Below are 14,636 nucleotides of genomic sequence, written 5' to 3'. Positions count from 1 at the left end.
ATCTCCAAAAATCAGGCTGTGACCGCTTTGGCCAAAGGCGCGGCGGCAGGGGTCGGATGGATCAATTGATTGCGGTAGCGGGGCAAGGCCAGGGCCAGGAACACCGACGCCAGGACCAGCAACGACACGCATGAGGCGAGGGCATAACGCAGCCCTTCGTTGCCCAGACGGTGTGCAAAACCGTCACTGAGCATGCCGATCAGCAACGGCCCGACACCGACCCCCAACAGGGTCATGGCCATCACAAAAATCGACGTCGCCTGTGCCAGTCGCGTGGCCGGGAACAAGTGCGAAATGGCGCCCAGGCACGGCGTTGCCCACCATGTGCCGAAGAAGCTGAACACCGAATAAAACAAAAACGCGGTGGGCACGGGGGTGTTGCCGACATAAAACGCCGTGCCGGTGGGCCACAGGAAATACGCCAGTGCGAAGGGAATGCTGATGAGCGTGCCCAGCAGCGGCACCCCGATTTGCCAGCCCTTGTCGCGGCGTGCCAGGCGGTCGCACAACACGCCGCAGGTCAGGGTGCCGAGCGTGGCGCCCGCACCGCCCGCCACCCCGGCCAGCAAACCGGCGTCTTGCAGGCTCAGGCCATGGGAGCGAATCAAAAAGCTTGGGCTCCAGGTGCCGATGGCGTAACCCGCGATGGCCGCCGAACCGCCCGTGAGCACAATCCACACAAACGAGGGCATTTCAAACAACTGGCGCAGGGTCACGGCCCAATGGTCCTGAACCACATCGGCCGGTTTGACCAACTGTGCGGGTTTAGGCGCCCGCACGGTGAGCAACAGCAGCAAGCCGAGAAACACCCCCGGTGCGCCGATGATCACAAAGGCATTGCGCCACCCGTAATGCTGAGCGATCCAGCCACCGAGCCCGAGGCCGAAAATCGCCCCGAGGCTGGAGCCGAGCATCAGCACCGAGAGGGCGGTTGAACGACGCTCCGGGGGGTACAAGTCCGACACCATGGCCATCGACGGCGCTGTGCCCCCGGCCTCACCGATGGCCACGCCGATACGCGCGACCACCAGCATGCTGAAGCTGGCCGCCAGGCCGCAGAACATCGTCATCACGCTCCAGGCGATGCAGCTGAAGGCAATCACCGATTTACGCCCGACCCGGTCGGACAGGCGCCCGAGGGGGAAGCCGAACAGGGTGTAGAACACCGCAAATGTGACGCCCGACAACAGGCCAATGCCGGTGTCGGAAATGCCGAATTCGGCTTTCACCGGTTCGATCAGAATCGCCATCAGCAAGCGGTCGATGTAGTTGAAGACGTAAATGGCGGCCAGTACGCCTAATGCGTAATGCGTTCGCCAGGTGGGGCGCAAGGGTGTGCTCACGGCGGGTTCTCCCGGTTTTTGTTCTAGTGGGAAGGGTTATTTCACAGGCGGGTCGAAAACAGCATCGTCCGTTCAGACCACCTTCGGCACGCAGGCTGTTTGCGCGTCTGTGCGGCCTGCCATGCCAGCTTGCCCGGAGTCGATGCCCAAGGCTGCGAACCCCGTCACGTCGTTGTGAGCCCGCCGAACTCGGGGTTAGTCCCATCGGACGATGTTGCGCGCTGGCCTGCAGTCAATGATTGCTCCCCAATCCCGCCGTCAGCCGTTCCGCGCTGCAGTCGGGCAGCACTCTGGCAAGCGGGAGAAACGTATGAAGCTGATCAATAAAGTGGCATTTGTAACCGGCGCAGGCCAAGGCATGGGGCGCGCCATCGTGCGCCACTTTGCCGAACAGGGCGCCCATGTGGTGGCCGCCGACATCAACCTTGAGGCAGCGCGCCAGACCATCGAAGGGCTGGGCGACAACGCCATGGCCGTGGACTGCAACGTGGCAGACAGCGACTCGGTCGCCACCGCCATGGCGGCGGTGCATGCCCGCTTCGGGCGTTTTGATGTGCTGGTGAACAACGCCGGTATCGGCTCCATCGATGCCTTCGCTGACACCCCTGACGAACATTGGCAGCGGGTCATCGGCGTCAACCTGACCGGCCCGTTTTTTTGCAGCCGCGAGGCGGTCAAGCTGATGCTCAAGGCCGCAACGCCGGGCGTGGTGATCAACATTTCCAGCACCGCCGCCATCACCGGCGAAGGGCCTAGCCATTACTGCGCGGCCAAGGCCGGGGTAATGGGCCTGACCCGCAGCATGGCCCGTGAACTGGCAGGCCAGGGTATTCGCGTGAACACCATCGTCCCCGGCCCGACCAACACGCCAATGATGGCGGACATCCCGGACGACTGGATGCACAGCATGCTCAAGGCCATCCCGCTGGGGCGCATGGGTGAAACCGAAGAAATTGCCCGGGTCGCCGCATTTTTGGCCAGCGATGACGCCAGTTTCATCACCGGGCAAAACCTCGCGGTCAACGGCGGCATGGCGTTCATCTAACAGCGGATTAAGGAGCAGGTCATGGGCAGTCGTTTACAAGGCAAAGTTGCATTGATCACTGGCGCCGGTTCAGGCATTGGCGCGGCCACCGCGTTGCGGTTTGCCGAGGAGGGCGCGCTGGTCGTGCTTTGCGGGCGCCGGATCGAACCGCTTGAAGCCGTCGCCGCGCAGGTGCGCGATGCCGGTGGTCGCGCCGAATGCGCCGTGGCGGATGTGAGTCAGGAAGCGGCCTTTGTGGCGGCCATTGAGGCCGCGGCCGCGCGCAATGGGCGGTTAGACATTCTGGTCAACAACGCGATGGCCTACAGCTGGGGCGCCATTGACAGCACCTCGACGGCTGACTGGCACTCCAACTTTTCCACCACCGTGGACGGTACGTTCTGGGGCACACGCACCGCCATGGGCCTGATGCGTACGCAGGGCAGCGGTTCGATCATCAATATTGCGTCGATCTGCGGGGTGTTCGGCACGCCGTGGATGGCCGGTTATTCAGCGGCCAAGGCGGCGGTGATCAACTTCAGCCGCGCGGCGGCCAGTGAAGGGGCCAGCCACAACATCCGCTGCAACGTGGTGATTCCGGGCGTGGTGGAAACACCAGCCACCGGCGGCATGCTCACCGACGACAAGACCCGCCACAACACCGAAAAACTCATTCCGCTCAAACGTGTCGGCCAACCCCGCGAGGTGGCCAACGCCATTTTGTTCCTGGCCAGCGACGAGGCGTCGTACATCACCGGCGCGAGTCTGCCGGTCGATGGCGGGCGCAGCAGCGAGCTGTACACGGTTCTGGAATAGCCCCACCGGGCAACCGTTTTTAAAGATCGTTTGAAGGACACCGCTTATGGAACAGAACGCCTTGCTCGCCCGTCTCGACCGGCTGGAGTCGATCGAAGAAATTCGCCAGTTGGCCGGCAAATATTCGTTGTCGCTGGACATGCGCGACCTTGATGCGCACGTCAATCTGTTTGCCGAAGACATTCGCGTCGGGCGCGAGAAAACCGGGCGGGCGCACCTCAAAGCGTGGGTCGATGACACGCTGCGCCATCAGTTTCAGGGCACCTCCCACCATCTGGGCCAGCACCTGATTGAATTCACCGACGCCGATCATGCCATTGGCGTGGTGTATTCCAAGAACGAGCATGAAACCGGCCCCGAGTGGGTGACCATGCAAATGCTGTATTGGGATGACTACGAACGCATGCAGGGGCGCTGGTATTTCCGCCGTCGCCTGCCGTGCTACTGGTACGCCAGCGATTTGAACAAGCCGCCGATCGGCTCGCAAAAAATGCGCTGGCCGGGGCGCGAACCCTACGCCGGCACCTTCCATGATTTGTTTCCGTCCTGGAACGACTTTTGGGCCAACCGCCCGGACAAGGATCAGTTGCCCGAAGTGGCCGCTGCCGCGCCCCTGGAACACTTTCTTGCCACCCTGCGCCGTGGGGCTGGCGCACCGTCGATTCGCGTGCGCTGAGGAGCTGCCATGAGCATTTTGTTTGAGCCTGTGCGTTTGGGTGAGTTGCAGTTGGCCAACCGCATCGTGATGGCGCCGATGACCCGCAGCCGCGCCGATGCCAACGCGGTGCCAACACCTGAGATGGTCGAGTATTACCGCCAGCGCGCGTCTGCCGGGCTGATCATTGCCGAAGGCACCGCGCCGTCGGCCAGTGGCCTGGGCTATTGCCGCACCCCGGCGATTTACACCGCGCAACAGATTGCCGCCTGGAAAGCCGTGACCGAGGCCGTGCACGCCGAGGGCGGCCTGATCGTGTTGCAACTGATGCACGTGGGCCGGGCTGCGAGCGCGCACAACAAACCCGCCGGGGCGGCCACCGTCGCGCCTTCGGCGTTGCGGGCCCGCACCCAGTTGTTTACCGACGTGGCGGGGCTGGTCGATACCGACGAACCGCAAGCGTTGTCGTTGCAGGACATCGCCCAGGTGATCGAGGAATACCGGCAGGCCGCCCTGAATGCCCGCGAAGCCGGGTTTGACGGCGTTGAGTTGCATTGCACCAGTGGTTACCTGCCGATGCAGTTCTTGGCATCGGGAAGCAACCGGCGTGAAGACCGCTACGGCGGCTGTGTGGAAAACCGCGTGCGGTTCCCGGCCGAGGTGCTGGCGGCCATGGCGTCGGCGATCGGTGCCGGGCGCGTCGGGCTGCGCTTGTGCCCGGGCAACCCGTTCAACGACATCAGCGATGACGACCCCTTGGCCACGGCCGAGGCCTTGTGCAGCGCCGCCGAGCCGCTGGACCTGGCCTATGTGCACATCATGCGTTCGCCCTTGCCGACCCTGGATGCCTTTGCCCTGGCGCAACGCTATTGCAGCAGCGGGCTGATCCTCAATGACGGCTTTGACGGCCCGAGTGCAGAAGCTGCCTTGCACGCCGGGCAGGGCGAAGCGGTGTCGTTTGCGCGGCACTTCATCGCCAACCCGGACTTGGTGCATCGCCTGCGCCACGGCTTGGCGCTGGCGCCTTTCGAGCGCAAGACCCTGTATTCCCCAGGCCCCGAAGGCTATAGCGATTACCCGTGTGCAGAGGCGGTGGCGCCATGAACGACATGACCCATATCCATACGCCCCTGGCCACCTTGCAACAGCCGGTGCCGCGCGAACACACCCAGGCTCTGCTGGACCGGCGTGCGGCCGCCAGCGCGCAGATCAAGCCATCGGACCTCTACACCCTGGCCGACCGCCTTGAAGCGCAGGCGCTGCGTTTTGCAGAGCGCCCGTTTTTGATTTACGGGGGCCAGACCTACACCTATGCCCAGGTCGACGCCCAGGCCAATCGCATGGCCCACGTGTTTTATGACAACGGTTTGCGCCCCGGCGATGTGTGTGCGATTGCCATGGAAAACCGTCCGGCGTTTTTCTTCAGCTGGTTCGGGCTGGTCAAGCTCGGCGCAGTGGCCGCGTTCATCAACACCCAGGTCAGCGGCAAACCGTTGGTGCACGCCCTGGAATCCACCGCCGCCAAGGCCGTGGTCGTGGGTGAAGAATGCCTGGGCAATGTCTTGAGCACCGACGGCTTGCCTGACGTGCCGTGGTGGTTGATCCGCGACCCGGAAAACCCCAGCGACGCGGCATTACCGGCCTGTGTTGACGAGAGCCTGGCCGTGCAACTGGAGCGCGCACCGGCCACGGCGTTCCCCCGTGACGGGCGCGCCAGCATCCCGGCCGAAAGCACCACCTTGCTGATTTTTACGTCGGGCACCACCGGGCTGCCGAAGGCGGCGCGTTACAGCCATATGCGCTGGCTGTCGTCGGGTGATGTGATGGAAGTGACCCTCGGCGCCACCTGTGAGGACGTGTTCTATTGCTGCCTGCCGCTGTACCACGGCGCCGCGGCCACCTCGGTCACCTCCACCGCTTTGCGGGCCGGGGCGAGCATTGTGGTGCGGCGCAGATTCAGCGTCCGTGAGTTCTGGCACGACGTGCGTCAGCACGGCATCACCACCTTTCAGTACATCGGAGAAATCTGCCGTTACTTACTTAACCGGCCGGTGGTCGCAGGCGAGCGTGAGCACAGCTTGCGCTACATGCTCGGCGCGGGGCTGACGCCTGATTCCTGGCAACGCTGGATCGAGCGCTTCGGGCCGATTCAGGTGTTCGAGGGCTGGGGCTCCACCGAAGCCAACGCCAACCTGATCAACGTCGACAACTACGTCGGCTCGTGCGGCCGGGTGCCGGACTGGAGCCGCACCAATCTGCGACTGGTGCGCTATGACATCGAAAACGACATCCACCCGCGTGACGCACAAGGGTTTTACCAACTGTGCCAGCCGGGCGAAGTGGGCGAGGCGATGGGATTTATCGTCAACCATCCGCAGATCGGCGGTGGACGCTTTGAGGGCTACACCTGCGCGCACGCCACCGAAAGCAAGATCCGTCGCGATGTGTTTGAGCCGGGGGATGCGTACTGGAGCTCGGGCGATCTGTTGCGTTATGACGACGACGGTTACTTCTATTTCGTTGACCGCATTGGCGACACGTTCCGCTGGAAGAGTGAAAACGTGTCCACGCTGGAGGTGGCCGACACCCTGAGCGATTTGCCGGGGCTTGAGTTGATCAACGTCTACGGCGTGCAAGTGCCCGAGCACGAAGGGCGGGCCGGGATGGCCGCCATTCTGATGCAAGACGGGCATTGTTTTGATCCGCAGGCGTTTTACGACCTGACCGAAGCACGTTTGCCGCGCTATGCGGCGCCCGTCTTTGTGCGGGTTTCGGCAGCGGCCGACCTGACCAGCACCTTCAAATTGCGCAAGGTGGATTTGCAGCGCCAGGGCTATGCGCCGTGCCTGTTTGCCGACCCTTTGTTTGTGCGTGACGACAGCAGCGGCACCTACCAGCCGTATTCATTGCAGGTGCTGGCGCGCGCGGGATTGCCGCCGTTCGTGAGCAGCGACCATGAATGACGTCGACGCCCGGGGGCATGAATGGCGCGACGGGCTGCGCTACCCGTGGCCGCACCCGCCTGCCAACGGTCAGGTGCAGACGGTGGCCGAAGGCGTGCTGTGGCTGCGCATGCCGCTGCCGTTCGGGCTGGACCATATCAACCTGTATTTGCTGCGCCATGGCGAGGGCTGGGTGGCGGTGGACACCGGTCTCAACACCCCGCAATGCCGTGAGGTGTGGGCGCAGGTGTTTGCCGGGGCGATGGCGGGCCTGCCGCTCAAGGCGGTGATCTGCACGCATTTTCACAGCGATCACACGGGCGTGGTGGGGTGGCTGGCCGAGCGCTTCCGCTGCCCGGTGTTGATGACCCTGGGGGAGTTCGACGCGTTGCACCACGGCCCGCCCAGGGCCACGACCCCGGACTGGGCGTTTCTCGATTTCTACCAAAAGGCCGGTTTCAGTGCCGAGCAAACGGCCGCGCTGCTGCCGTTGATTCAGAGCGAGCATTTTCGCCCGCAGCTCGCGGCCGGTTTCGTCCGGTTGCAGCACGGCAGCGAACTGCGCATTGGCGGGCGCAACTGGCAAGTGGTGATGGGCAACGGCCATTCACCGGAGCATGCCTGCCTGTACAGCGCCGAGGACGGGTTGCTGATTTCCGGCGATCAGGTGTTGCCGCGCATTACCTCGACCGTGGCGGTGCACGTCACGGAACCGGGTGCCAACCCGTTGCAGGACTGGCTCGACTCCATCGAGCGGCTACGGGTGATTCCCGACAGCGTGCTGGTGCTGCCTGCCCATGAGCGGCCGTTTTTCAACCTGCATGCGCGGCTCGATCAGTTGCGCGACCACCACCACAACCATTTGCAACAGCTGCTCGATGCCTGCGCTCAGCCGTGTTCGGGGCTGGAGATGATGGGCGTGCTGTTCAAAAAACTGTCGGGCCGTTTTGACGAGTTGATGGCCCTGGGCGAGACGCTGGCGCACGCCAACTACCTGATGGCCCAGGGCAAGCTTGTACGTGAAGAACAGGGAGGATTGCACCGTTACCGGCGTGCCCGGACAGGAGATTCGACGTTCAACCCGCTCGCGTTGCACTGAGCGGGGCCGTATGCGCCAACCCACGCAATGACGCTTGAACCCATCGATGCGGCCGCGTGTCGCGAATCAGGAGAGGCAGTGTGATTAATAAAAACAACAATAAATGTCCGGGGCTGCGCCCGCACACGGTTCAGGTCACAGGCCTGGCCGCCGCCGTCGCGTTGTTCGCCAGCCCGTTGTGGGCCGGTGAGACCATCGAGTTTGACAATGGCGCGACCCTGGATTGGACGGTGACCACCAGTTATGGCATCGGCATGCGCCTGGGCGCCCCCAGCGATCGCTTGATGGGCATTAACGCGGATGACCCGAACCGCAACTTCGACCAGCACAGCCTGACCACCAACCGGATTGGCGCGCTGGGCGAGATGATCCTGCGCAAAGACAACTACGGTGCCGTGGTGCGGGCCAGTACCTTCTATGACGATGTGTACCACCGCCACAACGACAACGACTCCCCGAGTACCGTCAACAAATACGGCAGCAATGACACGTTCACCAGCGACACCCGCACTTACAGCGGCGGGCGCACGCGGCTGCTGGACGCCTACGTGTTTGGCGGCTGGCGGTTTGAGAACGACACCATGCTCGACGTCAAGGCCGGGCGGCATATCGAATCCTGGGGCGAGAGCCTGTATTACCCCGGCGTGAATGGCGTGCAGAACCCGTCCGACGCGGTCAAGGCCGCGCAACCGGGGGTGGAGGTCAAGGAAGTGCTGCTGCCGGTCGGGCAGGTGTCGGCCTCGTACCGGATCAACCCCGTGCTGACCCTCGGCGGCTATGTGCAGTACGAGTGGAAAGGCACCGAACTGCCACCGGTGGGCAGCTACCTGTCGACTTCCGACGTGATCGGGCCGGGCCGTGAGTTTTTGTACGGCGCCGGGGGCGCCAAGGTGCCTTACAACGGCACCGATGACCCGCGCGACAGCGGCCAGTGGGGCGCGCAGATCCGTTTCCGGCCGCTGCCCGAGCTGGAAATGTCGCTGTTCCATGTGGTGTACCACGATAAAAACCCGGCCACGGCGCTGATCGGCTATGACCCGCTGCCGATCAACAACGGCCAGTACGCGTACACCAGCAACGGCTACCGGATCAAATACTTTGAAGACATCAAGCTGACCGGGATCAGCGCCACCACCAAAATCGGCGATACCCAGGTCGGCGCCGAGTGGTCGTACCGCGACGGCGCGCCGGTGATGGTCAACACCGGGCTGGGGCCGGTGCCGACCCGTGGCAAGGGCCAACAACTGCAAGTGTCGGCCATGCGCATTCTCGGGGACCGGCCGTGGGCCAGCCAGACCACCCTGACCGGGGAAGTCGTCACCGTGCGTGTGGATGACGTGGACGATGTGTCCGGTGCGCCGAACCTGCTGGGTTTACCGCTGGACCCGCGCTATGCCGGGGCCGTGCAGCCGTCCAATGACTACACCTACAAAACCGGTTCGGCCTGGCGCACACGCTCCTCCAGCGCATACACCGTGGGCGCCTCGTTCAGCTACCCGGGCGTGTTCAATGGTTGGGACCTGGAAGTGCCGTTCACCTACTCCGATGTGTTCAGCGGCGCGGCGCCGATGTCCGGCACCATCGCCGGGGTGGCAGGGGATCGACGCCTGAGCGCGGGCACCACGTTCAAATACTTGAGCAATCTGGAAGTGGCCTTCAAGTACATCGCGTACCTGGGTGAGCCGGACCCGATCAAGCGGCCGCTGGCCGACCGCGATTACGCGACGTTCTCGATGAAATACACGTTCTGAGCCCTTCGTCCCTGTCCTCGCTGCACCGCGCAGCGTGGGCAGGGCCCAGCATTCGACATAAAGAGAGAAACCCATGGGTCTTAAAGGTCATGCGGCCATTGTCGGCAGCGCGCAGTACAAACCGGAAAAATACGCCACGGCCCCGCGCATGTTCCACCTGGAGCAAGTGGCGGACCTGGCGGCCCAGGCCTTGCGGGACGCAGGGCTACAGGCCAGTGACCTCGACGGGCTGGTGATCAACGGCCCGCAGTTTCATGAGGCGTCGGTGTTCGTGCCCGCCATGGCGGCCGAATACCTGGGGCTTAAACTGAACTTCGCTGAAGTGGTGGACCTGGGCGGCTGCACCTCGGTGGGCATGGTGTGGCGCGCCGCCGCGGCCATTGAGTTGGGGCTGTGTCAGGCGGTGTTGTGCGTGCTGCCGGCGCGCATGGCGCCCATGGGCCCGGACGAAGACCCAAGCTGGATGGCCCGGGCCATGCGCTTTGGCGGCCACAGCACGGCATTTGGTGCGCCCGAAGCAGAGTTCGATTTGCCCTATGGCCACATGGGTCAAAACACCGGTTACGCCATGATCGCCCAGCGCTATGGCGCGCAATACGGGTACGACCCGCGGGCGTTGGCCAAGATCGCGGTGGACCAACGCACCAATGCGCAATACAACCCGCAGGCGATGTTTTATGGCCAGCCGCTGACCATCGAGCAGGTGCTGGCGAGCAAGAAGGTTGCCGATCCGTTGCACGTGCTGGAGATCGTCATGCCGGTGGCCGGTGGCGCCGCGATGATTATTGCCTCCAAAGAAGTCGCGGCCCGGGCTCGCAAGCGGCCCTCGTTTATCACCGGGTTCGGTGAACACTTGGCATTCAAATCGCCGTCCTACGCCCAGGACATGGTCCACACCCCGATCGGCCCGGCGTCGCAGCGGGCGTTCAACATGGCCGGACTCAAACCCGGGGACGTGGACGCCGCGCAAATCTACGACTGCTACACCATCACCGCGCTGTTGACCCTCGAAGATGCCGGTTTCTGCGGCAAGGGCGAGGGCATGAACTTTGTGCGCGAACATGATTTGACCTGGCGCGGCGACTTCCCCATGAACACCCATGGCGGCCAGTTGAGTTTCGGTCAGGCCGGGTCGGCGGGCGGCATGAGCCAGGTGATCGAGGCCGTCACGCAAATCGCCGGGGCGGCGGGCGAGCGACAACTCAAACGCTGTGACACCGTCTACGTCTCAGGCACCGGCGGTGTGATGAGCGAGCAGGGCGCGTTGATACTTCAGGGAGCATGAATCCAATGTCCAATAACAAACCAATGCCCAATAACAAACCAATGCCCGTGCCGACCGAAATCTCCGCGCCGTTCTGGGAAGGTCTCAAAGCCGAGCGCGTGCTGATACAACAGTGCAACCCGTGCGGCCAGTGGGTGTTTTACCCGCGTCGGCATTGCCCGGCGTGCCTGGCCCACGACCTGAGCTGGCGCGAAGTCAGCGGCGAGGCCACCCTCTACAGCTTTACCGTAACCCGCATCCCGACGCTGCCGGATTTCGCTGACGAAATGCCGCAGATGCTGGCCGTGGTCGAGCTGGATCAGGGCGTACGCATGAACACCAACCTGGTGGGGCTGGAGGCGTCTGAAGTCAGCATCGGCATGCGCCTGCAGCCGGTGTTTGCAGAAGTGGACGCCCAGGGCAATCGCCTGCTGCGCTTTACCGGCGTGGACAAGGACGCGGCCGGGCTCAGGCAACGGCCTGGCGTCGAGCAGCCTGCGCCTGTGGAACCGGCCCGTGCCTCGGTGCGCCAGATCGCGCTGAGCGATGACGCGGCCTTGCAAGGGTTGGTCAGCGAAACGTTCAGCCCGTGGAGCAATCAGGTGATTGTCGATCAGGCGCTGATTGACGCCTTTGCGCAGTTGTCCGGCGATGATTACTGGATTCACACCGACCCGGAACGGGCGCGCAAACAGAGCCCGTTCGGCGGCACCATTGCCCACGGCGCGCTGGTGCAGATCCTGCAATCGCGGATGCAGCTGAATCTGGGCTACGAGATCACCGGGTTCAGCAATATGGTCAATTACGGATCGGACCGCTTGCGCTTCCCGTCGCCGGTGCCCGCCGGGGCCACCATTCATGCGCGGGCGCGGGTCAAGAAGGTGGAGAAGGTTAAAAGTGGCACCCAACTCACCCTTGAACTCAATACCCATGTACTGGGCAACGAGCGGCCCTCGGTCATCAACGAGCTGGTGATCCTGTACATGTAAACCCTTTGCACCGTCGTCATTGCCCGGCGCGCAGCCTGTGTGCCGGGCAACGACGCCCCCCTCGGCGCCCGTTAGTCCCAACGGACGATGATCCCCGCTCCCTTCCTTCCCATACTCCCCTCAGCCACTACAGACAGGCGTTGAGGAGCAGGCATGATCGACATTCGCGGTTTGAGCTACTTCGTTGCACAGTCCCCCGATCCCGTTGCGTGGCAGCGTTATGCCGAGGATGTGCTGGGCATGATGGTGACGCCAGCCCCCTCGGGCGGGCTGTACGTGAAGATGGACGAGCGTCCGTTTCGCATGCTGATCGTGCCCGGTGACGAGGCGCGTTATGTGGCGTCCGGCTGGGAGCTGGGCAACGAAGCGGCGTTCAACGCCGCCATCGCCACCCTCAATCAGGCCGATGTCAGCTGGCGTCAGGGCAGTGCCGAGCAGTGCGAACAACGGGGCGTGCAAGCGCTGGTCCACGTCACCGACCCGTCAGGCAATCGCCACGAGTTGAGCTGGGGCCATCGTTCCGATTGCCAGCCTTTTGTGTCGCCTCAAGGCGTGCCGCGCTTTATCACCGGTGACATGGGCCTGGGCCACACCGTGCTGCCCGCGCCGAACTTCGACGCGACCCTGGCCTTTGCCAAGGACGTGCTCGGGTTTGAGCTGTCGGACATCTTCAACTTCCGGCCCGACCCTTCGGCGCCGCCGATCCGGATTCACTTTCTGCATTGCAAAAACAGCCGCCATCACAGTTTGGCGCTGGCGGAGTACCCGGTGCCCTCGGGCTGTGTGCACGTCATGGTCGAGGTCGACAACATGACCGAAGTCGGCCGCGCCCACGACCGGCGCCTGGCCCATGAGGTGCCGTTGTCGGCCACGCTGGGCCAGCACCTGAATGACCGGATGACCTCTTTTTACATGAAAACCCCGTCGGGTTTTGACCTTGAGTACGGCTATGGCGGCCTGCTGGTGGACTGGCAGGCGCACAGCGCCTTCGAATTCACCCGGGTCAGCCTCTGGGGGCACGACTTTTCAGTCGGCCAGCAGTAAGGAGCGAGAGATGAACAAGCAAATGACAGCGGCCGATGTGGTCGGCCAATTACGCGATGGCATGACCATCGGGTTCGGCGGTTGGGGCCCACGGCGCAAGCCGATGGCCATCGTGCGTGAAATCCTGCGCTCGGACGTCAAGGACCTGACCGTGGTCGCCTATGGTGGCCCCGAAGTCGGGATGCTCTGCGCCGCGGGCAAGGTCAAGAAACTGGTGTTTGGCTTTGCCACCCTGGACGCCATCCCGCTGGAAGCCCACTTTCGCAAGGCGCGCGAAGCGGGCGGGTTGCAACTGATGGAACTTGACGAGGGCATGTTGCAATGGGGGCTGCGGGCAGCGGGCATGCGCCTGCCGTTCTTGCCGACCCGCTGCGGCCTGGCCACCGATGTCACGCGGCTCAACCCCGAGATCAAACAGGTGCAATCGCCCTATGACGATGGCGAATTGATGCTGGCCATGCCCGCCCTGAACCTCGACATCGCGTTCTTGCACGTCAACGTGGCCGACCGCCTGGGCAACACCCTGGTGACCGGGCCTGACCCGTACTTCGACCACTTGTATGCGCGTGCCGCCAAACAGTGTTTTGTCTCGTGCGAACGGCTTGAAGAGCGCCTGAGCCTGGACGCGCAGCAGGCGCGGTTCAACACCTTTGAACGTTACCTGGTGACGGGTGTGGTGCACGCGCCCTTCGGTGCGCACCCGACCTCGTGCCCGTCCGATTACGGCTGGGACTTGAGTCACTTGAAGCGCTACAGCGCCAGCGCGGCCCAAGACGGTGGCTGGGCCGCCTATGTGGCCGAGTTCGTGACCCCCGGCGAAAGCGCTTATCAGGCCAGCAATGGCGGTGTCGATCGGCTGAGCGCATTGCCGCTGCCCGTGTTTTAAGGAGCATGAATATGTCTGCTGATTGCGAATTTTCCCTGGCTGAACTGCTGATTGTGGCCGCCTCTGAAGCCTGGCGCGGCAACGGCGAAGTGATTGCCTCGGGGCTCGGGGTGATCCCGCGTCTGGCGGCCAGCCTGGCCAAAATGACCCACAGCCCTGAACTGTTGATGACCGACAGTGAGGCGTTTCTGGTGGAAGAACCGATTCCGTTGGGCCCTCGCGGTGACGTTGAGCCGCGCTATTCGGGTTACCTGTCATTTGAGCGGGTGTTCGAATGCGTCTGGGGCGGTCGTCGCCATGCCATGATCGGCCCGACGCAAGTGGACCGCTGGGGCCAGACCAACCTGTCGTGCATCGGTGATTACCACACACCCAAAGTGGCGATGCTGGGCGTGCGCGGCTTGCCCGGCAACAGCATCAATCACCTCAACTCGTTCTTCATCCCGGCTCACAACACCCGGGCGTTTGTCGGGGGCGAGGTGGACATGGTGTCGGGCGTGGGGTTTAACGACGCGCGTTGGGAACCGGGCATGCGCCGCGACCTGATGGACATCCGCCTGATCGTGACCGACCTGTGCGTCATGGATTTCGGTGGGCCACAGCGGGCCGCGCAGGTGCGTTCGCTGCACCCGGGCGTGCGTTTCGAACAGGTGCAGGAAAACACCGGTTTCCCGCTGCTCAAGGCGGCCGACCTGCACCCCACCGTAGCCCCGACCGCCGAACAGTTGGCGTTGATCCGCCGACTCGACCCCCATGACTACCGCGCTGCTGCGCTCAAGGGCAATCCGCCCGGCATCCGTCAGGCCTGACGCCAAGGATCACT

13 protein-coding genes are annotated in these 14,636 nt (G+C 63.6%); 12 read left to right on the top strand and 1 reads right to left on the bottom strand.

Going from position 1 to position 14,636, the window contains the following annotated elements:
- Positions 1 to 11: 11 nt before the first annotated feature.
- The gene (locus IF654_RS12515) at positions 12 to 1,343 is read right to left on the bottom strand and encodes a spinster family MFS transporter (protein ID WP_047276596.1); all 1,332 of its coding nucleotides are present in this window, start codon (positions 1,341 to 1,343) and stop codon (positions 12 to 14) included.
- 310 nt (positions 1,344 to 1,653) lie between these two features.
- On the opposite strand from IF654_RS12515, the gene IF654_RS12510 reads away from it, so the two are divergent.
- The 12 genes from IF654_RS12510 to IF654_RS12455 all read left to right on the top strand — a co-directional run bounded on the left by IF654_RS12510 (position 1,654) and on the right by IF654_RS12455 (position 14,622).
- Positions 1,654 to 2,388, top strand: coding sequence for an SDR family NAD(P)-dependent oxidoreductase (locus tag IF654_RS12510; protein WP_047282663.1), 735 nt, complete (start codon positions 1,654 to 1,656; stop codon positions 2,386 to 2,388).
- Positions 2,389 to 2,409: 21 nt separating this feature from the next.
- Positions 2,410 to 3,183: an SDR family NAD(P)-dependent oxidoreductase gene (locus IF654_RS12505; RefSeq protein ID WP_094989186.1), complete on the top strand. Its 774-nt coding sequence runs from the start codon at positions 2,410 to 2,412 to the stop codon at positions 3,181 to 3,183.
- 46 nt (positions 3,184 to 3,229) lie between these two features.
- The gene (locus IF654_RS12500) at positions 3,230 to 3,859 is read left to right on the top strand and encodes a nuclear transport factor 2 family protein (RefSeq protein ID WP_047274388.1); all 630 of its coding nucleotides are present in this window, start codon (positions 3,230 to 3,232) and stop codon (positions 3,857 to 3,859) included.
- Positions 3,860 to 3,868: 9 nt separating this feature from the next.
- On the top strand, positions 3,869 to 4,942 hold the full coding sequence (locus IF654_RS12495) for an alkene reductase (RefSeq protein ID WP_094987670.1): 1,074 nt from the start codon (positions 3,869 to 3,871) through the stop codon (positions 4,940 to 4,942).
- A complete protein-coding gene (locus IF654_RS12490) occupies positions 4,939 to 6,801 on the top strand; it encodes a long-chain-acyl-CoA synthetase (protein WP_047282662.1) in 1,863 nt (620 codons plus the stop codon). The genes IF654_RS12495 and IF654_RS12490 overlap by 4 nt, the downstream gene beginning before the upstream one ends.
- Entirely contained in the window at positions 6,794 to 7,879 is a 1,086-nt protein-coding gene (locus IF654_RS12485; RefSeq protein ID WP_047276602.1) for an MBL fold metallo-hydrolase, read from the top strand. The genes IF654_RS12490 and IF654_RS12485 overlap by 8 nt, the downstream gene beginning before the upstream one ends.
- 80 nt (positions 7,880 to 7,959) lie before the next feature.
- A complete protein-coding gene (locus IF654_RS12480) occupies positions 7,960 to 9,630 on the top strand; it encodes a DUF1302 domain-containing protein (RefSeq protein ID WP_194862400.1) in 1,671 nt (556 codons plus the stop codon).
- Positions 9,631 to 9,703: 73 nt separating this feature from the next.
- Positions 9,704 to 10,915, top strand: a complete 1,212-nt coding sequence (locus IF654_RS12475) for a thiolase family protein (protein WP_047274400.1) — start codon at positions 9,704 to 9,706, stop codon at positions 10,913 to 10,915.
- Between the two features lie 23 nt (positions 10,916 to 10,938).
- Complete coding sequence (locus IF654_RS12470) at positions 10,939 to 11,883, top strand: bifunctional OB-fold nucleic acid binding domain-containing protein/MaoC family dehydratase (protein ID WP_194862906.1); 945 nt, start codon at positions 10,939 to 10,941, stop codon at positions 11,881 to 11,883.
- A 153-nt stretch (positions 11,884 to 12,036) separates the two neighbouring features.
- The gene (locus IF654_RS12465; RefSeq protein WP_047276607.1) at positions 12,037 to 12,927 is read left to right on the top strand and encodes a VOC family protein; all 891 of its coding nucleotides are present in this window, start codon (positions 12,037 to 12,039) and stop codon (positions 12,925 to 12,927) included.
- A 10-nt stretch (positions 12,928 to 12,937) separates the two neighbouring features.
- Entirely contained in the window at positions 12,938 to 13,813 is an 876-nt protein-coding gene (locus tag IF654_RS12460) for a CoA transferase subunit A (RefSeq protein WP_047282660.1), read from the top strand.
- An 11-nt stretch (positions 13,814 to 13,824) separates the two neighbouring features.
- The gene (locus IF654_RS12455; protein WP_047280735.1) at positions 13,825 to 14,622 is read left to right on the top strand and encodes a CoA-transferase subunit beta; all 798 of its coding nucleotides are present in this window, start codon (positions 13,825 to 13,827) and stop codon (positions 14,620 to 14,622) included.
- Positions 14,623 to 14,636 lie beyond the last annotated feature (14 nt).

The organism is Pseudomonas lundensis (assembly GCF_015377145.2).
GTDB lineage: Bacteria > Pseudomonadota > Gammaproteobacteria > Pseudomonadales > Pseudomonadaceae > Aquipseudomonas > Aquipseudomonas lundensis.
Note: the sequence above shows the minus strand (reverse complement) of the source record. Positions and strands in the feature narration are given on the sequence as shown.

What these genes read in the sequence shown, in the direction of transcription:
- IF654_RS12490 (WP_047282662.1), top strand. Translation starts at nt 4,939, where the DNA reads ATGAACGACATGACCCATATCCATACGCCCCTGGCCACCTTGCAACAG.
- IF654_RS12495 (WP_094987670.1), top strand. Translation starts at nt 3,869, where the DNA reads ATGAGCATTTTGTTTGAGCCTGTGCGTTTGGGTGAGTTGCAGTTGGCC.
- IF654_RS12475 (WP_047274400.1), top strand. Translation starts at nt 9,704, where the DNA reads ATGGGTCTTAAAGGTCATGCGGCCATTGTCGGCAGCGCGCAGTACAAA.
- IF654_RS12455 (WP_047280735.1), top strand. Translation starts at nt 13,825, where the DNA reads ATGTCTGCTGATTGCGAATTTTCCCTGGCTGAACTGCTGATTGTGGCC.
- IF654_RS12465 (WP_047276607.1), top strand. Translation starts at nt 12,037, where the DNA reads ATGATCGACATTCGCGGTTTGAGCTACTTCGTTGCACAGTCCCCCGAT.
- IF654_RS12485 (WP_047276602.1), top strand. Translation starts at nt 6,794, where the DNA reads ATGAATGACGTCGACGCCCGGGGGCATGAATGGCGCGACGGGCTGCGC.
- IF654_RS12460 (WP_047282660.1), top strand. Translation starts at nt 12,938, where the DNA reads ATGAACAAGCAAATGACAGCGGCCGATGTGGTCGGCCAATTACGCGAT.
- IF654_RS12510 (WP_047282663.1), top strand. Translation starts at nt 1,654, where the DNA reads ATGAAGCTGATCAATAAAGTGGCATTTGTAACCGGCGCAGGCCAAGGC.
- IF654_RS12470 (WP_194862906.1), top strand. Translation starts at nt 10,939, where the DNA reads ATGCCCAATAACAAACCAATGCCCGTGCCGACCGAAATCTCCGCGCCG.
- IF654_RS12500 (WP_047274388.1), top strand. Translation starts at nt 3,230, where the DNA reads ATGGAACAGAACGCCTTGCTCGCCCGTCTCGACCGGCTGGAGTCGATC.
- IF654_RS12505 (WP_094989186.1), top strand. Translation starts at nt 2,410, where the DNA reads ATGGGCAGTCGTTTACAAGGCAAAGTTGCATTGATCACTGGCGCCGGT.